Source organism: Aeromonas sp. s6, assembly GCF_040907815.1.
In the GTDB taxonomy this organism is placed as follows: Bacteria; Pseudomonadota; Gammaproteobacteria; order Enterobacterales; family Aeromonadaceae; genus Aeromonas; species Aeromonas caviae.
This window is the reverse complement of record NZ_JBFOCN010000042.1, coordinates 1-23,679: the sequence shown is the minus strand read 5'-3', so window position 1 is coordinate 23,679 and position 23,679 is coordinate 1. Positions and strand designations below refer to the sequence as shown.

22 protein-coding genes and 1 pseudogene are annotated in these 23,679 nt (G+C 64.9%); 7 read left to right on the top strand and 16 right to left on the bottom strand.

Features of this window, described 5'->3' with window-relative positions; genetic code table 11:
* Window positions 1–81: 81 nt before the first annotated feature.
* The 9 genes from AB5Y50_RS06195 to AB5Y50_RS06155 all read right to left on the bottom strand — a co-directional run bounded on the left by AB5Y50_RS06195 (window position 82) and on the right by AB5Y50_RS06155 (window position 8,973).
* Complete coding sequence (locus AB5Y50_RS06195; protein ID WP_069784923.1) at window positions 82–687, bottom strand: LysE family translocator; 606 nt, start codon at window positions 685–687, stop codon at window positions 82–84.
* A gap of 16 nt (window positions 688–703) precedes the next feature.
* A complete protein-coding gene (locus AB5Y50_RS06190; RefSeq protein ID WP_069784922.1) occupies window positions 704–1,531 on the bottom strand; it encodes an AraC family transcriptional regulator in 828 nt (275 codons plus the stop codon).
* A 144-nt stretch (window positions 1,532–1,675) separates the two neighbouring features.
* The gene (locus AB5Y50_RS06185; protein WP_323888825.1) at window positions 1,676–3,013 is read right to left on the bottom strand and encodes a ferric reductase-like transmembrane domain-containing protein; all 1,338 of its coding nucleotides are present in this window, start codon (window positions 3,011–3,013) and stop codon (window positions 1,676–1,678) included.
* 221 nt (window positions 3,014–3,234) lie between these two features.
* Window positions 3,235–4,485 carry a DEAD/DEAH box helicase gene (locus tag AB5Y50_RS06180; protein WP_069784920.1) on the bottom strand — a complete coding sequence of 417 codons (1,251 nt, stop codon included), beginning with the start codon at window positions 4,483–4,485 and terminating at the stop codon, window positions 3,235–3,237.
* 102 nt (window positions 4,486–4,587) lie between these two features.
* A complete protein-coding gene (locus AB5Y50_RS06175) occupies window positions 4,588–6,063 on the bottom strand; it encodes a GGDEF domain-containing protein (protein WP_069784919.1) in 1,476 nt (491 codons plus the stop codon).
* Between the two features lie 219 nt (window positions 6,064–6,282).
* On the bottom strand, window positions 6,283–6,936 hold the full coding sequence (locus AB5Y50_RS06170; RefSeq protein ID WP_041214564.1) for a DUF799 domain-containing protein: 654 nt from the start codon (window positions 6,934–6,936) through the stop codon (window positions 6,283–6,285).
* Window positions 6,933–7,292: a DUF4810 domain-containing protein gene (locus tag AB5Y50_RS06165; protein ID WP_080944194.1), complete on the bottom strand. Its 360-nt coding sequence runs from the start codon at window positions 7,290–7,292 to the stop codon at window positions 6,933–6,935. Before AB5Y50_RS06165 ends, AB5Y50_RS06170 begins: the two co-directional genes overlap by 4 nt.
* 11 nt (window positions 7,293–7,303) lie before the next feature.
* Window positions 7,304–7,975 carry a CsgG/HfaB family protein gene (locus AB5Y50_RS06160; protein WP_045523438.1) on the bottom strand — a complete coding sequence of 224 codons (672 nt, stop codon included), beginning with the start codon at window positions 7,973–7,975 and terminating at the stop codon, window positions 7,304–7,306.
* An 89-nt stretch (window positions 7,976–8,064) separates the two neighbouring features.
* Window positions 8,065–8,973 (bottom strand): LysR family transcriptional regulator, encoded by a 909-nt coding sequence (locus AB5Y50_RS06155; RefSeq protein ID WP_045523440.1) that lies wholly within the window; start codon window positions 8,971–8,973, stop codon window positions 8,065–8,067.
* A 246-nt stretch (window positions 8,974–9,219) separates the two neighbouring features.
* Here AB5Y50_RS06155 and AB5Y50_RS06150 point away from each other — a divergent pair.
* A pseudogene (locus AB5Y50_RS06150) lies at window positions 9,220–10,445 on the top strand (sugar MFS transporter).
* Window positions 10,446–10,452: 7 nt separating this feature from the next.
* Here AB5Y50_RS06150 and AB5Y50_RS06145 read toward each other — a convergent pair.
* On the bottom strand, window positions 10,453–10,914 hold the full coding sequence (locus AB5Y50_RS06145) for a hypothetical protein (RefSeq protein ID WP_045523445.1): 462 nt from the start codon (window positions 10,912–10,914) through the stop codon (window positions 10,453–10,455).
* Window positions 10,915–11,064: 150 nt separating this feature from the next.
* On the opposite strand from AB5Y50_RS06145, the gene AB5Y50_RS06140 reads away from it, so the two are divergent.
* Together AB5Y50_RS06140 and AB5Y50_RS06135 are read left to right on the top strand one after the other, a co-directional pair.
* Window positions 11,065–11,973 (top strand): S-adenosyl-l-methionine hydroxide adenosyltransferase family protein, encoded by a 909-nt coding sequence (locus AB5Y50_RS06140; protein WP_039041304.1) that lies wholly within the window; start codon window positions 11,065–11,067, stop codon window positions 11,971–11,973.
* A 265-nt stretch (window positions 11,974–12,238) separates the two neighbouring features.
* The gene (locus tag AB5Y50_RS06135; protein WP_049637032.1) at window positions 12,239–14,134 is read left to right on the top strand and encodes a PhoX family phosphatase; all 1,896 of its coding nucleotides are present in this window, start codon (window positions 12,239–12,241) and stop codon (window positions 14,132–14,134) included.
* 224 nt (window positions 14,135–14,358) lie between these two features.
* Here the strand turns inward: AB5Y50_RS06135 and AB5Y50_RS06130 are convergent, their stop codons facing one another.
* Together AB5Y50_RS06130 and AB5Y50_RS06125 are read right to left on the bottom strand one after the other, a co-directional pair.
* Window positions 14,359–16,308 carry a MacB family efflux pump subunit gene (locus AB5Y50_RS06130; RefSeq protein WP_045523449.1) on the bottom strand — a complete coding sequence of 650 codons (1,950 nt, stop codon included), beginning with the start codon at window positions 16,306–16,308 and terminating at the stop codon, window positions 14,359–14,361.
* A 2-nt stretch (window positions 16,309–16,310) separates the two neighbouring features.
* Window positions 16,311–17,471, bottom strand: a complete 1,161-nt coding sequence (locus AB5Y50_RS06125) for an efflux RND transporter periplasmic adaptor subunit (protein WP_045523451.1) — start codon at window positions 17,469–17,471, stop codon at window positions 16,311–16,313.
* A gap of 148 nt (window positions 17,472–17,619) precedes the next feature.
* On the opposite strand from AB5Y50_RS06125, the gene AB5Y50_RS06120 reads away from it, so the two are divergent.
* Complete coding sequence (locus AB5Y50_RS06120; protein WP_010672948.1) at window positions 17,620–18,300, top strand: response regulator transcription factor; 681 nt, start codon at window positions 17,620–17,622, stop codon at window positions 18,298–18,300.
* Window positions 18,301–18,314: 14 nt separating this feature from the next.
* On the top strand, window positions 18,315–19,634 hold the full coding sequence (locus tag AB5Y50_RS06115) for an ATP-binding protein (RefSeq protein WP_202608037.1): 1,320 nt from the start codon (window positions 18,315–18,317) through the stop codon (window positions 19,632–19,634).
* A gap of 89 nt (window positions 19,635–19,723) precedes the next feature.
* Here the strand turns inward: AB5Y50_RS06115 and AB5Y50_RS06110 are convergent, their stop codons facing one another.
* From AB5Y50_RS06110 to AB5Y50_RS06100, 3 genes are all read right to left on the bottom strand, one after another.
* Window positions 19,724–20,134, bottom strand: coding sequence for a DUF6515 family protein (locus AB5Y50_RS06110; protein WP_043155330.1), 411 nt, complete (start codon window positions 20,132–20,134; stop codon window positions 19,724–19,726).
* Window position 20,135: 1 nt separating this feature from the next.
* On the bottom strand, window positions 20,136–20,429 hold the full coding sequence (locus tag AB5Y50_RS06105; protein ID WP_041214573.1) for a hypothetical protein: 294 nt from the start codon (window positions 20,427–20,429) through the stop codon (window positions 20,136–20,138).
* A gap of 146 nt (window positions 20,430–20,575) precedes the next feature.
* Window positions 20,576–21,136, bottom strand: coding sequence for a carbonate dehydratase (locus tag AB5Y50_RS06100; RefSeq protein WP_010672952.1), 561 nt, complete (start codon window positions 21,134–21,136; stop codon window positions 20,576–20,578).
* Between the two features lie 221 nt (window positions 21,137–21,357).
* Between AB5Y50_RS06100 and AB5Y50_RS06095 the strand changes: the two genes are divergently transcribed.
* A complete protein-coding gene (locus AB5Y50_RS06095) occupies window positions 21,358–21,999 on the top strand; it encodes a ribonuclease (protein ID WP_043155327.1) in 642 nt (213 codons plus the stop codon).
* A gap of 203 nt (window positions 22,000–22,202) precedes the next feature.
* Window positions 22,203–23,249 carry a nitronate monooxygenase family protein gene (locus AB5Y50_RS06090; protein WP_043155325.1) on the top strand — a complete coding sequence of 349 codons (1,047 nt, stop codon included), beginning with the start codon at window positions 22,203–22,205 and terminating at the stop codon, window positions 23,247–23,249.
* Window positions 23,250–23,442: 193 nt separating this feature from the next.
* Here the strand turns inward: AB5Y50_RS06090 and AB5Y50_RS06085 are convergent.
* The coding region (locus tag AB5Y50_RS06085; RefSeq protein ID WP_270834072.1) for a hypothetical protein at window positions 23,443–23,679 on the bottom strand (237 nt) is incomplete at its 5' end.

Sequence of the window (23,679 nt, the reverse complement as noted above, 5' to 3'; positions counted from 1 at the left end):
GTGCCCGGCCTGTGTCTTCTCAGTTGCAGTGCCATTTCATCGGTGGTGTTTCACCGTTTTTGGCGTGGGCAATTGACCTGCTCAGCCAGCCAGCGGCAGGTAGACATGCTGGTAGGCCAGGGCCATGGCGCTGTAGAGCAGCAGGGCGGCCATCAGCAGGTTGAAGTACCTGAACCAGCGAGGATGTTGAAGATGACGTCCGATGAGGCTGCCCGCCATCGAGTAGCTGCCGGGGGCACCGGCGGCCAGCAGGCCGAGCAGCAGGGACCAGGGCAGCAGGCTCCATCCGTGGATCTGGGCCGCCGGGAACTGAATGCTGGTGATGGGCAGGGTGGCGATCATCGCCTTGGGGTTGAGCAGCTGGATGACGAAGCCGCTGCGCACCCCCAGAGGGCGGGTAGGCGCCTCGTTGGCACCGAGCTCGCCGCTGTCGCTGGCGATCTTGATGGCGAGGTAGGTGATATAGAGGCACCCCACCAGGCTGACATAGATCAGGGTATCTTCCCGCACCAGGCGGGTGCCTGCCCAGCCAAAGAGCAGCAGGAGCACGAACATCGCCAAGCCGACCCCGAGGAAGAAGCCAAGGGAGGCGCGGGTGCGGCCACCCAGGCCTGCATTGAGGCCGATGAGGTTGACGGGGCCAGGGGTATACATGATGCCGATGGCATAGGCGAGAAGTTCAATCATGGGGTGTTCCTTGGGCTCAGCGGATCAGGCTGGCGCTGTATTGGGTGGGGGTCATGCCATAGATGCGCTTGAAGCGACGGTTGAGGTGACTGAGATCGGTGAAACCGTAGCGGTACACCAGATCCTGCGCCGACTCTCCGGCGGCCAGGGCGCGCCGTGCGGCATTGATGCGGCAGTTGATCACGTATTGATGGGGTGTGATGCCAAGCTGTTGGCGAAACAGCCGCAGGAAGTGGTACTTGGAGATGTTGGCCGCCGCGCTGATGTCGGCCAGGGAGATATCCTGCTGGAAGTGGGCGTGGATAAAGTCCCTGGCCTGCAACAGGAGGCGATCGATGCGGCTCACCCGGCCATTGGGCTCAAAACGTCCCGCCTGCTGCATCACCCGGGTGGCGAGGCGATAGAGGGCAAACTCCTGCTCTATGCTGTCGGCCTGGCCGCGCACCGCCTGGGCCAGCTCGAGGATGCAGGCGCTCAGCGCCTCATCGCGCACCAGGGGCTTCAACAACCGATAGGTCCCCATTGCCCGCTCGCCCGCGGCATCGGCAAACAGCGGGGTGAGTTCGTGGGGCGGAATGTAGAGCATGGTGTAGTCGAGGCTGGCGTTGTCACCGGCATGACCGTCGTGGACATCCCCGGGATTGAACTGGATGACGCTGCCTGCCGGGCTGGAGTGGGCTCCGCCGTGGCAGAAGAAGTTCTGCCGCCCGGCCAGAGTGACCCCGAAGGAGTACTCCTCGTGGGCGTGACGGTCGTAGCGAAATTCCGTCATGTTGACCCGCAGTGCAGTCAGGCTCGCCAGGTGCTGACTGTGTGCGAATATGAACTGGTTGTCCTGCGCCATCTTTCCCTCCTGTACCAGACTGCCCCCCTAATCTAGCCCCAAGGGTGTGCCTCTCGCTTGGACAATCTTGCTGTTTGCCGGCCCGCCTGCGCCCCGCACCGAGAAAAACGGTGCAGCCGATGGCTGGCTGCGCCGGCTGGCCCGTCAGCGAAAGCGAAACAGCTCCCGGTGCAGCGGGGTGGCCAGATGGGCATCCAGGGTGTGGGCCATGGGCTCGGGGCCGCAGAACCACACCGGGGTGTGCTGGCGCTCGCCCAGGGCGGCGAGATCCAGTCGGCCGCGCTCGGACTCCAGATGCAGCCGGTAGTCGATCCCGACCCGGCGGCACAGATCGGCCAGCCGACTGTGATAGGGGGCGGCCTCGGCGCTGGGAGCGCATTGCAGCAAGGTGGTGCCGGGGCGTTGTTCACCACGGCGTACCAGGGCCTCCAGCCAGGCGACGAAGGGGGTGATGCCGATACCGGCGCCGACCCAGAGCGCGGGGGCCGGATCCGGCAGGGCGAAGGCGCCATAGGGGCCGGTCACGATCACCGCATTCCCCACCTTGAGGTGGCGGTGCAGCCAGCGGGTGTGATCCCCGAGGGCGCGCACCGCCAGGGTCAGGGTGCGGCAGTCTGCCGAGACATTGACCAGGGTGTAGGGGTGGGGCTCGCCGCGCCCGGCAAAGTCGAAGAAGGCGAACTGCCCCGGGCGATAGCCGTGCAGGGGCGCGGTGAGGCCAATCCGGATCTCCAGGGTGCGCTCGTCCAGAGGAGTGAGGGCGCTGACCGCCCCTTGGCGGCGTGCGTCCCGTCCCACCCGGCCAAACAGGGAGTAGAGCGCCCCCAGAGCACCCAGCCCGCCGCCGATAAGCAGGGTCAGGCCGACCGGGGTCAGGGCGCCGATGCGCGGCAGCAGGCAGAGCCCGTGCAGCCAGCCCATCAGATAGATGACCGGGGCCAGCCGGTGAACCACCTTGAAGCGCTCGTAGCGCACCACCGCCAGCAGGCTTACCACCACCAGCGCCAGCAGCAGATAAAAACTCCATTCCCCCAGGGTATTGCCGAGGCTGTGCCAGAGGGCATCGTTGCCAGCACCAGCACCAGCACCAGCACCAGCACCAGCACCAGCACCAGCACCAGCACCAGCTCCGCGGCGCGCCGGCCGGGTCAGCCAGTCGGCGGCGACAGCCCACTTGGGGGCTTCCACCAGCAGCCAGTGGGCCACCAGGGTGCCGGTGGCCCAGAGGGCGCTGCTGCGGTGCAGGTGCAACATGCGATCCAGCCCGCCGCACCAGGCTTCGAGCCTGGGCAGGCGCAGGGCGAGCAGCAAAGAGAGGGTCATGGCGCCAAGGCCAATCAGGCCGGTCAGGATCAGCAGCTCGTGGCGCCAGGGCCAGACGCTGGCGGGCCACTGGGTGAGGCCAGCGAGCCAGAGCAGGGTGAGGGTCAGGGGCAGGGCCCAGACGAGGGATGCGGGTTTCATGATGTCCTCCTTGTCCATGCCTCCATTGCACGCCTGCTTTGTGGCGAAAGTGTGCCCCCTGACTACCTCTTTTGTAGCAGAGTGTGGCAAAGGGTCGCCGGGTCAGGGCAAGCGGACTGAGGAGGAGGGCGCGGAGCAGAACAGGGGGGCAGGAAAGCGGTTGGCGTCACCCCACAGGCCTGGGTCTGGAGAGGGGTGATGCTGGGGCAGGCGCATGGCTGTCCCAGCAAACAGTCGTGTCAGGATTTTCGTCCCTTGCCGCCCTTGTTGCCCGCGAGGGCCTGCTTTCTGGCCTTCTGCTTCTGGGCGCCCTTGCTGGCGCGGCGCGGCTCGGGGTCGAAGCGGGTGAGATCCGGCTCAAAGCCCGGGAACCACTGCTGGGGCAGGCGGGTATCGAGCACGGCTTCGACTTTTTCCAGCAGGGGGGCGTCTTCCGGGCTGAACAGGGTGATGGCGAGCCCCTTGTTGCCGGCGCGGCCGGTGCGCCCGATGCGATGGACGTAATCCTCGGGCTGATGGGGGAACTCCAGATTGATCACATGGTTGAGATCCGTGATATCGAGGCCGCGGGCCGCCACGTCGGTGGCGACCAGCGCCTGCAAGGTGCCTGCGCGAAACGCCAGCAGCACGTTTTCCCGCGCGCTCTGTGACAGATCCCCGTGGAAGGCCAGCGCATTGATGCCCCCCTTGCCAAGCTGCTGGGCCAGCTTGTCGGCCCCCTGGCGAGTGCGGCTGAAGATCAGCGCCGGCGCCCAGCCCTTCACGGTCAGCATGTGTTGGACCAGCGCCAGCTTGCGATCGCTGTCCACCGCATAGACCCGCTGCTCCACCTCGGCCGCCGTGGTGTTGCGCGGTGCCACTTCCACCAGCGCCGGGTCGCGCAGCAGTACCTTGCAGAGGGCAAAGAGGTTGTCATCGCAGGTGGCCGAGAACAGCAGGGTCTGGCGATCCGCCGGGATTTGCTTCAACAGCGCCTGGATCTCGTCCATAAAGCCCATGTCGAGCATCCTGTCCGCCTCGTCAAACACCAGATGGCGCAGTTCTGCCAGCGTGAGCGTCCCCTGGCGCAGGTGATCGAGCAGGCGGCCCGGGGTGGCGATGAGGATATCCACCCCGGCGTTCAGCGCCTCCACCTGTGCGGCGATGCTCACCCCGCCGTAGACCAGCGTGCTGGTGAGAGTGGTGCCCCTGGCGTAGCGCGTGACGCTCTCATGTACCTGCACCGCCAGCTCGCGGGTCGGCACCAGCACCAGTGCACGGATCGGGCGGGATTCCCCTTGCGGCTGCGCCAGCAACTGCTCCAGCAGCGGCAGCACGAAGGCGGCGGTCTTGCCGGTGCCGGTCTGGGCGCCCGCCATCAGATCCCGCCCCGCGAGGATCAGGGGGATGGCGCTGGCCTGCACCGGGGTGGGGGCGGCGTAGCCAAGCTCGGTCAGGGTTTGCTGCAAGCGGGGGGAGAGGGCCAGTTCGGCGAAAGAGGCAATGGACATAGGGCACCAGTATGGGGTTATCCCGCCCCGTGGCCGGGGCGGAAACAATCAGCGTGGCCGGGATGGTAACAGATAGCAGGGGAGCGGCAGAAGCCGGGGCGCTCAGGGGGCTGAATTGTCACCCGGATCGCGGACAAGGCGGATGGTTTGCCCCTGGTAATAGGCGATATTGCGCTTGCCGTGCTGCTTGACGTGATAGAGCAGGTCGTCGGCCAGTTGCACCGCCTCGGCCACCGTCAGGTAATCGCGAATGCGGGTTACTCCGGCGGAGAAGGTGATGGGGGCGGGCAGCTCGGGGATGCGCAATGGCCGCTCCAGCAGGCGGGCGGCGGAGTGATGCATCATGTTGTCATCGTCCATCCCCTTGAACAGCACGATGAACTCTTCCCCGCCCCAGCGAATGGCGACATCGCCCTTGCGGATATTGGTCTTGAGGTGATTGGCGAAGGCGACGAGCGCCAGGTCACCCACCCCGTGACCATGGGTGTCGTTGACGGACTTGAAGTTGTCGATGTCGAGGATCATCAGGTAGTCGTGCTCCCGCAGCAGCGCCTGATTGAGGATGTCACGGCGTGGCAGCCGGGTCAGGTGGTCGGTCTGGGCCAGGATGCGCAGACGGGTAACCAGGCTGCGCCCCGTCAGCATGATCAGCAGCAGGGCGATGAGATAGAGCTTGAAGGCCGCCCCGTAGAGCACGGACCGGATGAAACCGCCGTAACTGTATGACCACTTGAGGTAGAGATCATTGCCTGCCTGAGTGCGCATCAGCGGCGTGCTCAGGCAGAGGTGGAACGGGCGGCAGGGCTCGACCTCTTCAAAGGAGAGGACGGTCCGGGTCGGATTGAGGCTCTCGAAGGGGTGCAGCACATCCTTGAACGCCCGGTCGACGGCGATGTCGATGCCCTTGAGCTCATAGCGGTAGTCCTTGATGGCGGGCTCGTAATAGACGAAGGGGAAGTAGAGGGTGATGGTATTCAGTCCGGTGAAGGTGTCGGTGTAGATCTCGGATACCCAGGCTTCATCCGTGCTGCAGGGGACATGGGTGGCCGCGAAAAAGGCGCAACCGAAAAAGTGGGTCCAGGGCTCGATGTCATTGAGGTCGGTGTTGACCGGGAGCAGCTGGCTCGGCAGCATCCCCTTGTTGGCGACCATGCCAAGCAGGCGGCGATCGTCATAGAAGGCGTAGAGGTTGAGGACCTCGGGGTTGGAGATGACGTACAGGTAGGCGAGGAGCATCTGGTTGGCCGGGGGCAACACGGGAATGACCGCCAGGCGCTTCAGGGTGGGGAGATCATAGCCATAGGCATAGGCCGTCGCATCCCCGTTCTCGCTGAAGATGGGCATCTTGATGCTGCTGTTGTCGATGAAGGCGGCCAGTTTCTCTGGCGCCAGGATGCGAGCCCGCTGATAGAACACCTCGAACAGGTTGGGCTGCTTGGCGGTGATGAGCGCCATGTCGTGCCTGATGACGAAGTAGGTGTAGTTGCACACCAATCCGAGCCCCATCAGGGCCAGGCAGAGCCAGCCAAGCCGGGTGAGCCATCGACGGGGGAGGAAACGCAGCAGTGAGGCGGCCATGGCGTGAACGCTTCCGTGGTGACAGAGGCCTTTTTTGTAACTGATTTTGCCGGGCATCACCAGATGAAGTTGGTGGGTCGTCACCCGGCATGCGCAAGAATGAGCCAACAATATCAAAAAGATAGACGATGAGGCGTCATTCGATGTCAGGCAGGGGAAAGGGGTGGCGACTGAAACAAGAGGGCATGGCGCCCTCTTGTGTGGACTGTGACGGGCGCCTTAGCGAGCCTGGTATTTCGGCGAGCGGGGGCCATGGAGGATGCCGTTGGGCATGTCGGCACTGAGCAGCCTGACGCTGGTGATACCGGCGATTTCATGACCCTTGTCGGTAAGGGTGTTGGCAATCTGATTGACCACCGCCACCACCAGCATGCCGATGAGGCCGCCCCCCGAATTGCCCTGCTGCTCGGCACTGCTGGCGCTGGCACTGCCTTCCCACAGCAGCTTGCCGGTGCGCAGATCCACCAGGCGGGCACTGGCGGTGACCACTGTCTCGCTGGAGATGACCAGATAGCTGGTGCCGTACTCCTTGATGTCGAGGTAGAGGGCGGTATCGGCTCCGTAGATCTCGTGGAGCTTCTTGATGGGCAGCGCCTGGATGTCGGCGGGCTCGGTCACGCCGTTCTGCCGGAACGTCTCGTTGGTGACCGCTACCGGCAGCACGTAATAGCCGGACTCGGCGAGCGGATAGGTGATCTGGGATTGCAGGCTGGGGCCCGCCTTGATGTCCGGCGAGTGATTCACCGGCGGCAGCACCAGAATGGAGGTCGGTCTGCTCTCCTTGAAGTTGCTGTAGTCGTAACCGGGGCCCTGTGCACAGCCGCCCAGGAGGAGGGCGCCCAGCGTGAGGGCAAGGAGGGTGCGCAGGGTCATTGGGTCTCTCCCTTCTTGTTGGACATCAGGAAGTTCATGAAGGGGGCCGATTCGGGGAAGAGGCGCTTCTCGGTTTCGAACTGCTCGCGAGTCTGGGCATCCTTGCCGAGCTGGGCGTACAGCATGCCGAGGTGAGCGTGAAAGCCCGGTGGCACAGCCTGCCCCTTGGCGCTCGCTTCTTGCTGGTTTTTCTCCAGTGCATCGATCTGCGCTTCGACCCCGGTGTCGTCACCCTGCATGTGCTGGTAAACCACTCCCTGATATTGATCCCAGTTGTAGAGCGTCTGCGGCCCCTGGGCGCAGGCGCTCAGCAGCAGGCCGCTGACCAGCAACAGGGAAGGACGGAACCGCGTCATCTCGTCTCTCCTCATTGGACCGGGCGCCAGGCACCGGTCTCGATGCCGTTCACCAGATTGTTGACGGCCTCGCGGATGGCGAGATCCAGCACCTTGCCGTTCAGGGTGGAGTCGTAGCTGGCGGTGCCGCCGAAGCCGACGATCTCGCGGTTGGAGAGTTCGTACTCCCCGGCACCCTGGGAAGAGAAGACCACTTCCGAGGTGGTGACGTTGACGATGTTCAGGTTGACCTTGGCATAGGCGATCTGTGACTTGCCACGACCCAGGATGCCAAACAGCTGATGATCACCGACTTCCTTGCGACCAAACTCGGTGACGTCGCCGGTGACCACGTAGTCGGCGCCCTTGAGTTGCTGAGCCTGTTGCTTGATCCCGGCTTCGGCCTGGATCTCCGCCATGTTGTCGCGATCCAGCACGCTGAAGCGGCCGGTCTGCTGCAGGTGGGTGAGCAGCACGGTTTTCGCCTGGTTGCCCAGCCGGTCCACGCCGTCGGAGAAGATGCCACGCATGTAGCTGGAACGGTTGTCGAACTTGCCGACGGCGATGGGGCTGCGTGCGCCCTGATAGTGGCTCTGATAGGAGGCAACCTTGGGTACCTCCAGGGTGCGCGACGACTCGCTCGCACAGGCTGTCAGCAAGCCCGCCATCAGGATGACACTGGATGAAACAACAAACTTCTTCATGTAAGGCCCCGTTATCAAAGGAAAAAACAGCGGCGGACTCTAACATGGTTCGTTGCGAAGAAAGTGCCCCGTATGGGGGGCATACCCGCTCAATCCCTGTGCGTTTGACAGGGGGGGGCGGAGGGCTGGGTCTGCTGCAGGGGCTGGAACACCTCCTCCAGGGCTGCCACCAGGGCGCGCATGCGGCCCGTCTTCTGCACATCCGGGTGCAGCACCATCCAGATGTCGATGGGATCGTGCTGGTCAGGCAGCAGGCGCACCAGGGCGGGATCCTCCTCGGCGAGGAAGGTGGAGAGCAGGGCGATGCCGAGCCCCTGCCGGGCGGCGGCCATCAGCACCAGCTGGGCATTGCTCTGCAGGACCACGTTGGGTTCGTGGAGCGGTTCGCCGCACAGACTCAGCCAGTGACGGGCCACCAGCTCTTTGGGAAAGAGCAGCAGGTCGTGCTCTTGCAGTGCCTGACCCGAACGGGGCGTGCCCCGTCTGGCCAGGTAGTCGGGAGAGGCGTAGAGCCCCATCTTGATGGTGGCGAGCCGTTTGACCACGAGATCTCCCTGCTCGGGACGCACGCTGCGAATGGCGAGATCCGCCTCCTGATTGGGGATGTCGCTCACGCTGACGGCGGTCAGCAACTTGAGGCGGATACCGGGGTGGCGCTGGCGCAGCAGGGTGAACGCGGGCAGCACGAAGCCCTGGGCCAGGGTATCCGTGGTGGCGATGCAAAGCTCCCCTTCCAGCTCCCCCAAGCTCGCGGTGCGCATCATGGCCAGGGCCGCCTGCGCCATGGCCTCGGCCTGGGGCAGCAGCGCTTCCCCCAGAGGGCTGGGGCGATAGTGTCTTGGGGTGCGGATAAACAGCTTGGCCCCCAGCTGCTGCTCGAGCAGGGTGATCCGCCGCCCGACGGTGGCCTGATCCACCCCGAGCTCGAGTCCGGCCTGCCGCAGACTGCCCCGCCGTGCCAGGGCCAGGAAGAAGCGGGCATCGTCCCAGTTGATCATGCTTGCTCCTCACTCAAGCAGAACGCCCGATTGGCGCCGCAATATTAGATGCCAGCGGGGATGGCAGCACAAGGGGATAGACCGGGTCCGGTGCGTGCCTGCGGCTCCCCGGCCAAGGGCGCGTGCCACCCCGACGTGATGCAGGATTGAGTCGGCGTGATGCAGAACTGCCGCAGTCCGGAGTGGGCGGGATCGCTATGATGTCGCTCCCGATTGCGGTTTCATTCGTCTGCCACTGGAGTGTCCATGTCTGTCTCAAGCGTCCCGGCTTGCGAGCCAGGTCAGGTTGTCCATCCTCGTCTACGCTGGTTTCTCTCCCTCGCCCTGATGTCGGCCCTGCTCAACAGCAGCGTGCCTACCCCGCTCTATCCCCATTACCAGGCGGCGCTGGCTCTGAGCGATCTCGGCCTCAGCCTCATCTATGGCGGCTATGCGGGGGGCGTGCTCATCGCCTTGTTCGGGGTGGGCAACCTGGCAGGACGAGTGGCGGATCTGCGCACCCTGATCCTGCCTGCCCTGGTGGCGGTCGGGGGCGGGGCCCTACTCTTCTCCCTGGCCGACAGCTTCTGGGCCCTTTTGCTGGCGCGGCTGCTGGCCGGGATTGGCACGGGCAGCCTGACCGGCGCCGCCAATGTGGCGCTGCTGCGTTTTGGCCCCAGGGATGGGGGCAAGCGGGCGGCGCTTAGCGCCACATTGTCTTTCACCGCCGGGCTGGCCCTTGGCCCCGTGTTCAGCGGGCTGGCGCTGCAGCAGGATCTCTACCCGACCACGCTGCCGTTTTTGCTGATCCTGGGGATGGCGGCCTGCGCCATCGGGGGCTGGTGTTGAGCTGGCCCAAAGGGGTGAGGGCGACGGAGGCCGCCCCGAGCGGGCAGGGGGGCGGATCCCTGGGGGAGGGGCTCAGGGCCACGGGGGCCGGGTTCTTCCTCTGCGCTCTGGCGCTCTTCACCGCCTGGGCGGTGGCGGCCAGCTTGCTGGCCATGGGTCCCAAGGTGGTGAGCGAGATGCTGGGCATGACGGATCTGGGGCTGTTCGGCTATCTCGTCGCGGCCTATCTGGTCTTCTCCGGGCTTTGCCAGCTCTGGGCCCGTCGCCTCGATGCCCGCCATACCCTGCAAAGTGGCGTGCTGACCCTGGCGCTGTGCGTGCTGCTCTTTGCCGGGGCCGTTCACGGCCTGCCCAGCTGGCTGGCGGGACTCGGGCTGCTGGTGGCGGGCTATGCCCAGGGGGCCGTGTTCGTGGGCAGTGCAACCCTGATCAATCGCATCGCGCCCCCGGCCAGCCACGCGCGGCTGCTCTCCCTCTTCTATGTGATCGCCTATGTGGCGAACTGGGTACCCGTGTTGCTGGGCTGGGTGAGCGACGGGGCCGGTCTTGGCGTCGCGCTGGATCTGCTCTTCGTCGGCAGCACCCTGACAAGCCTGGGGCTGGCCTGGGCGGTGTCTCGGCGGCGCTTCGAACCCGCTGTGTGACAAGGCATCACCCATCGACCAGGACGACGCTCCCGGCATCCAGGTGGTGCATCCACTCCCGCAGGATCAGCAGGGCGGCGGCGATGCGCTTCTCCCTCGGCAACTGAGCCGATGCCAGGGGATCCCCCTCCACCATGGCGGCAAGCTGGCCGAACAACCGCTCTATGTTTTCCCGGCTCTGCACCCGGTTGCCGAGCACCTCGGCCAGGGGCTCCGGGCTTTGCAGGTGCAGCACGGGGTGGGGCGGGATCCGTGCCGCGAGGGGCATCAGCACATCCTCCACCACCATGATGGCCTGCTCAAGCTCCAGGGGCGTCGGCGGATCCCGGCGAAAGGGCCCCGGGGTCAGAGCATCGAGCCCCAGTGTCAATGCAAATGTCTGGCTGGTGCCATCGGCCGCGGTGAGCGCGACCTGGCTTCGGGTATTGCCCAGGCTCAGCAAAATGGTGTCGTGATGCTCTCTGGTCATCTGGTGTGCTCCCGGCGTTGGATGCCCCATGGATACACCCGCACGGGGCGGATTGGCGAGTCATTTCGCCCCCCATTCGGGCATCAGGGGTTGCATAGATTCCCATGAGTGGCAATCTGGACGTCCAAACGTCTTTAAAGGAGCCCTGACATGGATATTCGTATCGTCCCCCGCGCCCTCGTGCTCGCCCTCTCTCTGGTGGGGGCTAGTGCCCTTGCCAACGAGGCCCTGGTGTTCCAGACCGACTTCGGTCTCAAGGATGGCGCCGTCTCGGCCATGAAGGGGGTCGCCTTCGGGGTGGACCGCACCCTGCCGCTCCATGACCTGACCCACGAGATCCCGGCCTACAACATCTGGGAAGCCTCCTACCGCCTCTATCAGACCCTGCAATACTGGCCCGCGGGCACCGTCTTCGTCAGCGTGGTGGACCCCGGTGTCGGCACCGAACGCAAGTCGGTGGTACTCAAGACCAGGAGCGGCCACTACATCGTCAGCCCGGACAACGGCACCCTGACCCTGGTGGCGGAGCACTTCGGCATCGAGGCGGTGCGCCAGATAGACGAGAAGACCAACCGCCTCAAGGGCTCCGAGAAGTCCTACACCTTCCACGGCCGCGACGTCTACGCCTACACCGGCGCGCGCCTCGCCTCCGGTGCCATCAGCTTCGAGCAGGTGGGGCCCCTGCTGCCCGCCGAGGTGGTGACCATCCCCTATCAGCCCGCGGTGGCCGAGCAAGACGGTACCCTCAAGGGCACCATTCCGATCCTGGACGTGCAGTACGGCAACGTCTGGACCAATATCGACGACAGCCTGCTGACCAAGGCGGGTATCCACAAGGGGGACAACGCCTGCATCAGGATCAGCGAAGGGGATGCGCTGAAATACGAGGGCAAGGCTCCCTACGTCAGCAGCTTTGGCGATGTGCCGGAGGGCCAGCCCCTGGTCTACCTCAACAGCCTGTTGCAGGTGTCGGTGGCGCTTAACATGGACAGCTTCGCCGCCAAACATCAGGTGCAATCCGGCGCCAACTGGCATATCAGCCTGAAGAAGTGCGGCTAGAGGCTGCCAGCTGTCAGCGGGTGCTTCCGGTACAAACGGGCATAGCAGTCTGAAGAAGTGCGGATAGGGTTCAACCCTTCTGTCGGCGACATGTCTTTCGGGGCGGTGGGACTCCTGTCCACCGCCCCTTCTCTTTGGCGGTGGCGTCTTGCCGGGCCAGCCAGTTATCTCATCATTTGTCATCCTCGTTTAATAAAGCGCTGCCATGCTGTGGCCGGACGCCGTGATGACGCAATGATTGCGCCGAGATAACAAGGAAAAGCCGATGAGCCGTTTTGACGAGAGAGACAGTGCCAACCACCCCCGCGATCAGGAGCCGGCGTTCAACCGCCTCATCGAGGCGGTCCTGAGCCGCCGTGGCTTCCTCAAAGGGGTGGGCGCCGCCAGCATGGTGGCCTTCTTCGCCGCGAGCCCCGTGGCCCAGGCCGTGGCCGCCGCCACCCGGCCGCTGCTTGGCTTCCAGGCCGTGCCCGCCTCGGTGGCCGACACCATAGTGGTGCCGACCGGCTACAAGGCCGAGGTGCTGATCGCCTGGGGAGATGCCCTCTTCCCCGATGCCCCCGCCTTTGCCCAGGGCAATGACGCCAAGGCCCAGGCACGCCAGTTTGGCGACAACAACGACGGCATGAGCTTCTTCTCCCTGGGCCCGGATCGCGCCCTGCTCGCCGTCAACAACGAATACACCAACTACGAATACCTGTTTGAAGATGGTGGCAAGACCCTCAGTGCAGAGGCTGTCGCCAAGGCCCAGGCGGCCCACGGGGTTTCCCTGGTGGAGCTGGTGCGCATCGATGGCAAGTGGCAGGCCAACCCCAGGGGGGCCCTCAACCGCCGTATCACCGCCACGACCCCCATGACATTGAGCGGCCCGGCGGCGGGCCATGCCCTGCTCAAGACCCAGGCCGATCCCGAGGGGCGCACCGCCCTTGGCACCTTCAACAACTGCGCCAATGGCCAGACCCCCTGGGGGACCTACCTCACCTGCGAGGAGAACTTCAACGGCTACTTCGGCAGCGAGGGCAAGCCGGTGCTGGACCAGCGCGCCGCCCGCTACGGCCTGGCCGCCGAGGATGCAGGCTTTGGCTGGCACAAATTTGACGAGCGGTTCGATCTCGCGAAGCATCCCCAGGAGCCGCACCGCTTCGGCTGGGTGGTGGAAATCGATCCCCGCGATCCCGCCTCCACCCCGAAGAAGCGTACCGCCCTTGGCCGCTTCAAGCATGAGAATGCGGCCTTCACCGTCAACCAGGATGGCCGCGCCGTGGTCTACCTCGGCGATGACGAGCGGGGGGAGCACATCTACCGCTTCGTCTCGAAGAACAAGGTGGCGCCGGGCAATGACCCCGCCAACCGGGATCTGCTGGACGAGGGCACCCTCTATGTGGCCCGCTTCGAGGCGAGGGAGGGGGAGCTCAAGGGCACCGGCCAGTGGCTGCCCCTGGTACACGGCGAGCATGGTCTGACCCGGGAGAACGGCTTCGCCGATCAGGGGGAGGTGCTCATCTTCGCCCGGGAAGCGGCGACCCGGCTCGGTGCCACCACCATGGACAGGCCCGAGTGGGTGGCCGTGCATCCCCACAGGGCCGAGGTCTACTGCACCCTGACCAACAACAAGAACCGCGGCCTCAAGGAGAACCAACCTCTCGATGGCGCCAACCCCAGGGCCGAGAACCCCTATGGCCAGATCATCCGCTGGCGCCCGATGGGGGACGCTCACGGGAGCGACAGCTTCGAGTGGGATCTCTTCCTGCTGGCGGGCAACCCTGGCGTGCACAAGGAGGGGCTGATGGCGGGCAGTGCCAACATCCATCCGGACAACATGTTCAACAGCCCGGACGGCATCGGCTTCGACGAGGCGGGGCGGCTCTGGATCCAGACCGACGGCGACTACTCCAACGAGAAGCAGTTTGCCGGCATGGGCAACAACCAGATGCTGTGCGCCGATCCCGCGAGCGGCGAGGTGCGCCGCTTCCTGACCGGCCCTGTGGCCTGCGAAATAACGGGCCTCACCTTCACGCCTGACTGGCGCACTCTGTTCGTCGGGGTGCAGCACCCGGGTGAGGAGGGGGCGCCCTCCCATTTCCCGGACGGCGGCACCGCCATTCCCCGCTCCGCTGTGTTGCGGATCACCCGGGACGATGGCGGCATCATCGGCGCCTGATGGCCCGGGGTAACCGACTGGCCCGTGATGACAAAAGCCGCCTTCGGGCGGCTTTTTTTGTGGGTGTGGCGGGCGGGAGACAAAAAAAGACCGGGTACGGGACCCGGTCAAAGAACCCGCGCATTCAGGGAAGAAGTGCGGGCGTTCAGGCTTGGTGGCGGGGCCGGGCATCGGCCCCCGATCCGGTGTCGGGGTGAGTGGCGTCACCCCGGCGTCAATGCGGGCTATTCGCGCTCCAGTGCGTGGATGGGATCCAGCCTGGCGGCCCGGCGGGCCGGGGCGAAGCCGAATATTACCCCGATCAGGCTGGCGCAAAGGCAGGCCACCCCCATGGCGGCAAGGGAGTAGCTCATCCGGACGCCGCTGCTGAAGTGGTCGAACAGTTGGCCCAGCACCAGGGAGAGGGCGATGCCGAGCACGCCCCCCAGCAGGCAGATCAGCACGGCTTCAATGAGGAACTGCTGCTGGATATCCCGGGTCCGGGCGCCGACCGCCATCCGCACCCCTATCTCCCGGGTGCGCTCGGTGACCGAGACCAGCATGATGTTCATCACCCCTATGCCCCCGACGATCAGGGAAATGAGGGCGATGAGAGCGATCAGCGTGGTCAGGGTGGCGCTGGTCTGGCTGATGGTCTGGCGGATGCTGTCGGTGTTGAGCAGGAAGAAGTCCTGGCTGCCGTGGCGCAGGGTGAGCAGGCGGCTGATGCCATCCTGGGCGGCGTCCAGGCTCACCTCGTCCCGCACCCGCACACTGATGCTGCGCAGATGGCTCTGCCCCAGCAGGCGGCTCATGGCGGTGGTATGAGGGATCCAGACGTTGAGGGTCTCGTCGCTGCCAAAGCCGCTCTGGTTCTTGATGGCGACCCCGATCACCCGGCAGGGCAGATCCCCCAGCAGGATCACCTGGCCCAGGGGGGACTGGGTCGGGGCGAACAGCTTGTCCCGGGTGTGCTCGTCGATCACCACCTCCTGGGCCAGGCTCTCCTCGCTCTGGCGATCAAAGCCCATGCCCTGGGCCAGGCGATAGCCCCTGACCTGGAAGAACTGGGCGCCGACGCCGTTGATGGTGCCGGAGACGGCGGTGCTGCCAAGGCGCAGGGTGGCGCTGGTGCTGAGGCTGGGGGTGACGCTGTGCACGTAGTCCAGCCGGGCGATGGCCTCGGCGTCCCCGATCCGCAACGTCTGTATGGTAGCGGAGCGCATGTCCCCGAAGCCGCGGCCGGGGAACACCTCCAGGGTGCTGGTGCCCATGGCGTTGATGTTCTCCAGCACCCGCTCCCGGGAGCCCTGGCCGAGGGCCACCACGGTCACCACCGAGGCGATACCTATGATGATGCCGAGCATGGTGAGAAAGGTGCGCAGACGCTGGGCAACCATGGCCTTGAGGGCCATCTGCAGGGCATTCCCGAGCCCCGCCATCCGCGGGGTCTTCCCCCTGGCGGACGTCTTGGTGGCGGCCTGGGTCGCCTGGGGAAGGGCCTGTGGCTCGCGCGTGCGGCGATCGGCGATCACCCGGCCATCTTTCAGTTCGATGATCCGCTCGGCGTGGCGGGCGATGTCCATGTCGTGGGTGACGATCACCAGGGTGTGGCCCTGGCGATGCAGAGCTTGAAGGCTCGCCATCACCTCGGCGCCGCTCTGGCTGTCGAGGGCCCCGGTCGGCTCGTCGGCCAGGATCACCTCGCCGCCGTTGATGAGGGCCCGGGCGATGCTGACCCGCTGCTGCTGGCCGCCGGAGAGCTGGCTTGGCTTGTGTTCGAGCCGGCTGGCGAGGCCGAAGCGGGTCAGCAGGGCCTCGGCCCGCTGGCGTCGCTCGGCCGGATCCAGACCGGCGTAGAGGGCGGGCACTTCCACATTGGTGCGGGCATCGAGATCCGCCAGCAGGTGATAACGCTGGAAAATGAAGCCGAAGTGCTCCCGGCGCAGGGCGGCGAGCTCGTCCCGGCTGAGGGTGGCAGTGTCGCGCCCGGCCACCAGATAGGCCCCCTCGCTCGGCTGATCCAGGCAGCCCAGCAGGTTCATCAGGGTGGATTTGCCGGAGCCCGAAGCGCCGACGATGGCCACCATCTCTCCACGGGCGATCGCCAGATCGATGCCATCGAGCACGGTGACGGTGCGCTCACCCTCTTTGAAGTGGCGGCGGATGCCCCGCAGTTGCAACAAGGCGCCCATGGTCACATCCCCATGGGGGGCGGCATGCCCCCGGCGGCGTTGCTCTGGCCTGCGCTCACTTCGCTGACGATGACCCGCTCACCGGCGCTCAGGCCCGACAGGATCTGGGCATCCACCTTGTTGTTCAGGCCGACCTTGACCCGGCGCAGGCTGATCCGGCCTCCGTCGTCGATCACCCTGACCTGATCCCCCTGCAGGGCGATGGCCGGGATCACCAGCGCATCTTTGAGCCGGGCGACCACCAGATAGACCTGGGCCGTCATGCTGATCCTGAGCTGACCGTCCTGGTTGGGCACCTCGAACAGGCCGTGATAATAGATGGCGCTGCTGTCGCTGCTGCTGGTGGTGGTGTCGTCGTCATTGATGGTGTCGGGGGCGGGCTCGATGGCCCGCAGGGATCCCTCGAAGCGGCGCTGGCTGTTGCCAAGAATGGTGAAATAGACCGGCATGCCGACCCGGACGTTGATGACGTCGGCCTCGGAGATCCTGGCCTCCACCGTCATGGTGTCGAGCTGGGCAATCTTGAGCAGGGTAGGGGTGCTCTGGCTGGCGTTGAGGGTCTGCCCCTCCTCCACCGGCATGGCCACCACGGTACCGGAGAGGGGGGCCAGGATCCGGGTATACCCCAGGTTGACCCGGGCTGTGTCCACCGCGATCTCGGCCTGCACCCGCTGGGCGTTGAGGGCCCGGATATCGGCCAGGGTCTCGTCCAGGGTCGCCTTGGCGCTGTCATGGTCGGCCGTGCTGCCAAGGCCTCTTGCGACGATCTGCTGCTGGCGCTGGTATGCGAGGCGAGCATTGCGAAGGGTGGCCTCTTTGGAATCCAGCTGGGCCTGGAGGTTGTCGCGCTGGGCCAGGGCATCCTTGAGGGCGTTCTGCTGGGGCAGATCGTCTATCTCGACCAGCAGCTCCCCCTGTTTGACCTCCTGCCCCAGAGTCACGTGCAGTTTCTTGATCTGGCCCGACACCTGGGCGCCCACGCTCACCTGCTTGCGCGCCTTCAGGGTGCCGTCCGCCATGATGAGCTGCTCCAGATCCCGGGTCTTTGCGCTGGCGGTGATGTAGTCGCTGGCGGGTGCCTTGGCCTGGGGGCGCCAGGCCAGCAACAGGGCGAGGGCGCACAGGGGCAGCAGCCAGAAGAGACGAGGGGAGAACGTGGGCATGACAACCTGTATCCTGAATGACGATCACGGCGGCACTCTACCCCAGAGCCGGGTTAAGGCTCTTTGCGCCAAGCGTAAGGGTTTCGTAAAAATGGCTGCCAAGTGCGTGGCAAGCGGCGAAAATGGCCGCCGACAAGGGAGACCGCATATGAAGATCCTGCTGGTGGATGACGATGCCGAACTGGGCGCCATGTTGAGTGAATACCTGGGGGGAGAGGGGTTTGATACCACCCAGGTGCTGACCGGAGGGGAAGGTGTTCACCATGCCCTCTCCGGCCGTTACAGCGCCCTGCTGCTGGATGTGATGCTGCCCGACTTGAGCGGCACCGAGGTGCTGCGCCAGGTGCGCCAGCGCAGCCGCCTGCCGATCATCATGCTGACCGCCAAGGGGGACAACGTGGATCGAGTGGTGGGACTGGAGATGGGGGCCGATGACTATGTGCCCAAACCCTGCTACCCCAGGGAGCTGGTGGCCCGGCTGCGGGCCGTTCTGCGGCGGGTCAACGAGGGGGGGAGCGCAACCCCCTCGCCGGATGCCCTCATCCTGGGGGATCTGACGGTCACCCCGGCCAACCGGGTCTGTCTCTGGCAGGGGGAGCCGCTGGAGCTGACCGCCACCGAGTTCAACATGCTGGTGTTGCTGGTGCGAGCACCGGAGCAGGTGGTCACCAAGGACACCCTCTCCCTGCAAGGGGTAGGGCGCCCGAGGGAGGCCTATGATCGCAGCGTCGATGTGCACATCTGCAACCTGAGGCAGAAACTGCAGCAAAAAGCGGGGGAGGCCGTCACCATAGAGACGGTGCGCAGCATAGGGTACAAGATACGGTGATCCTCAAGGGACGTTTGTTCTGGAAGATTCTGCTGGGGTTTTGGCTGGCCATCGTGCTGGTCAGCCAACTGCTCTGGCTCGGTTTTCGTGCCGAGCGTGACCCCCCGGAAGAGCACCTGGCCCAGCAGTTGGCGAGCCAGCATCTGGAGATGGCGGCAGCCGTGCTGGCAAAGGGGGGAATCGAGGCTGCGACGGCATTGAGCCAGGCCATGTCGCCGCCGTTGCTGCAGATAACACTCCTCGATGTCTCCGATGCGCCTCCCCGGCCAGCGCCCCGGGCATCCAGGTTGACAGCCTCCGGGGAACCTGGCCCGGGCAGCGTGCTGACACGCACCGTGATTGCCAGCGACGGGCAGACCTATCTGCTGCAGACCAGAGCGGACCCGCGCGTCCTCCCCGGCGGGCCGGCCCCCGGCCCCCTCTCCTGGCTCAACATTCCTCCGCCCATGCTCTGGATTGGCGGCCTGGGGGGACTCTTGTTCAGCATTCTGTTCGCCTGGCACCTGACCCGGCCCATGAACGCCCTGCGGCGCAGCTTCGATCGGGTAGCCAGGGGGGATCTGGGGGTCAGACTCTGGCCCGCTCTGCGCTGGCGCCGGGACGAGCTGACGGAGGTGGCGAAGGAGTTCGATCTCATGGTGGAGCGGTTGCAGCAGTTGGTCGAGGGGCGCGAGCAACTGCTTCACGACGTCTCCCACGAACTGCGATCCCCCCTGGCCCGCATCCAGATGGCCATCGGCCTGGCGGAGCAGCGCCCAGAGAAGGCGAGCGACGCCCTGGCGCGGATCCGGCTCGAGACGGAGCGGATGGACAGGATGATAGGGGAGCTGCTGACCCTCTCCCGTGCCGAGCAGGGCCACGGGCTTGAGCAGAGCCACTACGACCTGCTGGCGCTGGTGGAGACGGTTGTCCAGGATGCCAGGTTCGAAGCCCAGCAATCCGGAGTCGAGATAGGGCTCGAGGCGGCGCTGGGGGAGGGTTGTCTCCTGCTGGGGCATGCCGAGCTGGTGCGCCGCGCCGTGGAGAACGTGGTGCGCAACGCCCTGCGTTTCTCGCAGTCGGGCCAGATGGTGAATGTTCGCGTGCTGCGCCTGGGCCAGGAGGTGCAGCTCTCCATCGCCGATCGGGGGCCCGGGGTGGAGGAGGGGAAGCTGGCGGGGATCTTCGACCCCTTCGTACGCATCGGCTCACCCCGCATGGGCAAGGGCTACGGGCTCGGGCTCGCCATCGCCCGCAAGGCGGTGATTCTACAGGGCGGTACCATCCAGGCGCGCAATCGCGCACAGGGGGGGCTGAGAGTGACCATGACGCTGCCCCTGTATGACCCGTCCTGAGGTACGCGGCTCAGACCTGAGTGGGGTAAAACCCCGGTAATGAAAGAGGGGGCCAAGGCCCCCTGCTCGTATCTGTTCCACCGTGCGATTCAGCGCAGCGCCGCTGGCGGCGGCACCTCGGTGTAGCGCCCGTCTATTTCTCGCAGGTAGTAGTGACCCTCCCTGACGTAATAGCGGCGGCCATCCAGATCCAGGGGGATGAGCCCTGTCTCTGCCACCACCAGGACCTGAGGAGGTGGGGAGACCACCACATAGTGGTTCTCCTGCCGACGGTAGAAGATGCCGTCGAGCACATAGTAGGTGAGCCCGGCCAGCAGCAAGGTTTCCACCCCTCCCGGCAGCCGGTCGACGCGGTGGCCGAAGCCGGGACCAGCCCCATGGCCGTACTGCGGGGCAGGGCTCTCCCATCCGCCCGGTCTGCTCATGTTCCCCGGACCCGCCATGGCGGGCAGGGCGATGGCCATGGCAAGCAGCCAGAGTGAAGGGCGGTGCAGACTCATCTCACTGCCCCTTGAGCGGTGCACCGGCGGGCTGGGGTTTGAGTGGCTGGGGCGGCAGTTCGCGCACGCTGACCGTGACCTCATAGCGGGTATCCGGCTTGGCGGCATCAATGTTTTTGGACAGCGCCTGGACCAGGACCTGGGGATCCGCACCCTGCTTGCTGGCGTGATAGAGCACTGAGGGGGGCGGTGTCATGGGGCCTCCCTGGCGGGCGCCCATCGGGGGCGGCATCTCGCCGGCATGAAGGAGCGTGGTGCCCAGCAGAAGGGCAAGGGCGACAGGATAGCGTGACATGATGATGACTCCATTGATGGGAACGCCCCCATCAAACGCGACGCGTGCGCCCGGCTCAACCACCTTTACACCCTCTTTTCGCCCTCTTTACAGTTGTGACAACGGGCGCCGTGGCGCCCGTTGTGTGTCGTGAACCGCTCGCCGGATCAAAACTCGTTGGAGAGCGCCTTGTAACCCCTGACCAGGTCGATATTGGTGTGAGCCACATCCTCGGAGAACTCGGTGGCGTCCACGGTGACGCGCGGGATCTGCGCCAGATCGCTCTGCTGGTTGATGCGGGTGGTGGAGGGGACATAGAAGCCGGGGGGAATATCGCAGCCATCGACCACGGAGTTGTGGCGCACCACGGACCCTTCGCCGATGTGGCAGTTGAACAACACGCTGTTGAAGCCGATGAAGACCCGGTTACCCACTTCGCAGGGGCCGTGGACGATGCTGCGGTGGGCGATGGAGCTGAACTCGCCGATGGTGACGGCAGCGCCGGATTTGGAGTGGATGACGACGCCATCCTGAATGTTGGAGTTGGCGCCGATGACGATGGGTTCCATGTCACCACTCTCGTCCACTTCGTCTGCGCGGATCACGGCATAGGGGCCGACAAACACGTTCTCCTTGATGATCACCTTGCCACAGATGATGGCGGTCTTGTCGATATAGGCGGATTCGTCGATAACGGGCAGGTGACCTGAGGGATTCTTGCGGATCATGTTACGTCCTGTTGCTGATGAAATCGGGGAAACGTGGCGCGTCATGAAGGCCCGCCGGAGAGCCAGCTTACGCCTCTGATCCGGCAGGGGAAACCTTTTACTGGTCTGACCCACAGTGAGTAAGGCCATTTTGAGCGATTGTTCTTTGACTCCCTGTTATGGGAGCATGAGGGCGCAAAATGGGGCGCCACCGGGTGCAAAGAGATGAGGGGGAACGAGAGATGAAGCAGGTCATGGTATGGCTGGTGGGGTCGCTGTTGTGGATCTCCGCCGCCCAGGGCAAGGGCCATGCGGGGGAGTTTGACTATTACGCCATGGCACTCTCCTGGTCGCCCGAGCATTGCGCCATCAAGCCAGGGGATCGGGAGCAGTGCGCCCGCAAGCTGGGGTTCGTGCTGCATGGGCTCTGGCCCCAGTATCAGCGCGGCTACCCCGCCAGCTGCACCCGCGAGCGGTTGGATGCGGATATGGAGCAGCAGTTTGCCGGGCTCTACCCCAGCCGCTTCCTCTATCGCCATGAATGGGAGAAGCACGGCACCTGTTCCGGGCTGAGCCAGGAGGCATTTCACCAATTGGCCAGCGATCTGCGCCAGAAGGTGAAGATCCCGGCCGCCTATCAATCGCCGGAAGAGCCGCTGCGCAAAAACAGCTTCCAGCTCAAGGCCGATCTGTCGAGCGCCAACGAGTGGCTGGCCCCCGATAACATCACGGTGGCCTGCGCTGATGGGGGCCGCTTCCTGCGGGAGATCTACATCTGCATCAACAAGCAGGGGACGGATGCTGTTCCCTGCTCCGACGAGATGCAGAAGCGGGAGCGCCGCTCCTGTGGCCAGCCGGACTTCCTGCTGCGCAGCGTGCGTTGACACTTCACGTTCGGGCCCTTCGCGGGCCCGATGTGCCATGAACCTCAAGGAGCCTGATGGATGAAAGCGAAGACAGGATGTCTGGCCGGGAACTGGACAGGCGATATGGCCAGACGACGTGTCAGCACGTCAGGTGCGCTATGCCGACTCAACCCGCCTCTGGCGCACAGGCAGACTCACCATCAGAAACAGGAAACCATCATATGACGCTCTTTGCTGAACTGGGGATGCGCTATCCCGTCATTCAGGCCCCCATGGCGGGCGTGCAGGACAGCGCCCTGGCGATGGCGGCGACCAGTGCGGGGGCACTGGGCTCCCTGCCTGCCGCCATGCTGAGTGGTGCCGATCTGCGCAAGGAGCTGAGTCGCCTCGCCGCCAGCGGGCCGGGCCCATACAACATCAACTTCTTTTGCCATCGGCAGCAGGAGCCGGAACCAGCAGCGGAGCAGCGCTGGCGCCAGGTACTGTTACCCTATTACGCCGAGTTCGGGGTGGATGCCGCTGCGCCGTCGCGAGCCCCCTCTCGGGCCCCCTTCAATGACGAGCATGCGGCCCTGCTTGCAGAGTTCAGACCTGCCGTGGTCAGTTTCCACTTCGGCTTGCCCGAGCCCGAATTGCTTGCCCAGGTAAAAGCCACAGGCGCAAAAGTGTTTGCCAGCGCCACCACGGTGGCAGAAGCGCAGTGGCTTGCTGACCACGGAGCCGATGCCGTCATCGCCCAGGGGATGGAGGCGGGTGGCCATCGCGGTCACTTCCTGAGTGAGGATCTCAGCTTGCAGCAGGGCACCTTTACCCTTCTGCCACAGGTAGTGGCAGCAGTAGCGATCCCGGTTATCGCTGCAGGAGGCATAGTCGATGGAAAGGGCATCAGAGCCGCCCTTGCTCTGGGAGCGAGCGCAGTCCAGGTGGGAACGGCGTTCCTCTGCTGCCACGAGGCGACGACCTCACCCCTGCACCGTGCGGCGCTGCTGGGGAGGCATGGCCAACACACCGCACTGACCAATCTGTTCAGCGGCCGTCCGGCGCGGGGCATAGTCAACCGCTTGATGCGGGAACTCGGCCCCCTTTCGGTGCTGCCGCCAGACTTCCCGTATGCCAGCGGCGCATTGGCTCCGTTGCGTGCCGCAGCCGAAAAGGCGGGTGACAGCGGTTTCTCGCCACTCTGGGTCGGGCAGAATATATCGGGTTGCCGCTCCATGGCGGCAGCCGAGCTGATCGCTGCCTGGGTTGCTGAGGCAGGACTGGTTTGAGCGTCACTTTGCGATTCTCTTCCTTTATATATGGATTGATATGGTCAGCAACCCTTCGAACAGGAGACGGGCAGAGAGGAACGGGAGGTAATAGGGTGCAGAATGAGCCCTTTCTGGGCTTACCCTGTGGGTAAGTCTGTATAAAAACTGTGTTTTGATATGAATAACTAAGGATTGGCATTTTTTTGCAATTTTATTGCGATGAGAGCTTGCCAATGTGATCTATGTCTCTATAATGCGCCTCCATCGACAGGGCAAGCGGCAACGCAAAGCCTGAGTCGATAGCCTCGGAAAGCCTTTGAAAATAAGGCTTGACTCGAGAAGGCGGTTGAGTAGAATGCCACTCCCGCAGCAGCCAAAAGCTGCGTCGCTCTTTAACAATTTGAATCAAGCAATCTGTGTGGGCACTCACAGCATCGAGCATCAAAAA

Bases quoted from the DNA above. Each gene is read 5' to 3' on its own strand.
- AB5Y50_RS06195 (WP_069784923.1), bottom strand. From the start codon at position 687: ATGATTGAACTTCTCGCCTATGCCATCGGCATCATGTATACCCCTGGC.
- AB5Y50_RS06190 (WP_069784922.1), bottom strand. From the start codon at position 1,531: ATGGCGCAGGACAACCAGTTCATATTCGCACACAGTCAGCACCTGGCG.
- AB5Y50_RS06185 (WP_323888825.1), bottom strand. From the start codon at position 3,013: ATGGACAAGGAGGACATCATGAAACCCGCATCCCTCGTCTGGGCCCTG.
- AB5Y50_RS06180 (WP_069784920.1), bottom strand. From the start codon at position 4,485: ATGTCCATTGCCTCTTTCGCCGAACTGGCCCTCTCCCCCCGCTTGCAG.
- AB5Y50_RS06175 (WP_069784919.1), bottom strand. From the start codon at position 6,063: ATGGCCGCCTCACTGCTGCGTTTCCTCCCCCGTCGATGGCTCACCCGG.
- AB5Y50_RS06170 (WP_041214564.1), bottom strand. From the start codon at position 6,936: ATGACCCTGCGCACCCTCCTTGCCCTCACGCTGGGCGCCCTCCTCCTG.
- AB5Y50_RS06165 (WP_080944194.1), bottom strand. From the start codon at position 7,292: ATGACGCGGTTCCGTCCTTCCCTGTTGCTGGTCAGCGGCCTGCTGCTG.
- AB5Y50_RS06160 (WP_045523438.1), bottom strand. From the start codon at position 7,975: ATGAAGAAGTTTGTTGTTTCATCCAGTGTCATCCTGATGGCGGGCTTG.
- AB5Y50_RS06155 (WP_045523440.1), bottom strand. From the start codon at position 8,973: ATGATCAACTGGGACGATGCCCGCTTCTTCCTGGCCCTGGCACGGCGG.
- AB5Y50_RS06145 (WP_045523445.1), bottom strand. From the start codon at position 10,914: ATGACCAGAGAGCATCACGACACCATTTTGCTGAGCCTGGGCAATACC.
- AB5Y50_RS06140 (WP_039041304.1), top strand. From the start codon at position 11,065: ATGGATATTCGTATCGTCCCCCGCGCCCTCGTGCTCGCCCTCTCTCTG.
- AB5Y50_RS06135 (WP_049637032.1), top strand. From the start codon at position 12,239: ATGAGCCGTTTTGACGAGAGAGACAGTGCCAACCACCCCCGCGATCAG.
- AB5Y50_RS06130 (WP_045523449.1), bottom strand. From the start codon at position 16,308: ATGGGCGCCTTGTTGCAACTGCGGGGCATCCGCCGCCACTTCAAAGAG.
- AB5Y50_RS06125 (WP_045523451.1), bottom strand. From the start codon at position 17,471: ATGCCCACGTTCTCCCCTCGTCTCTTCTGGCTGCTGCCCCTGTGCGCC.
- AB5Y50_RS06120 (WP_010672948.1), top strand. From the start codon at position 17,620: ATGAAGATCCTGCTGGTGGATGACGATGCCGAACTGGGCGCCATGTTG.
- AB5Y50_RS06110 (WP_043155330.1), bottom strand. From the start codon at position 20,134: ATGAGTCTGCACCGCCCTTCACTCTGGCTGCTTGCCATGGCCATCGCC.
- AB5Y50_RS06105 (WP_041214573.1), bottom strand. From the start codon at position 20,429: ATGTCACGCTATCCTGTCGCCCTTGCCCTTCTGCTGGGCACCACGCTC.
- AB5Y50_RS06100 (WP_010672952.1), bottom strand. From the start codon at position 21,136: ATGATCCGCAAGAATCCCTCAGGTCACCTGCCCGTTATCGACGAATCC.
- AB5Y50_RS06095 (WP_043155327.1), top strand. From the start codon at position 21,358: ATGAAGCAGGTCATGGTATGGCTGGTGGGGTCGCTGTTGTGGATCTCC.
- AB5Y50_RS06090 (WP_043155325.1), top strand. From the start codon at position 22,203: ATGACGCTCTTTGCTGAACTGGGGATGCGCTATCCCGTCATTCAGGCC.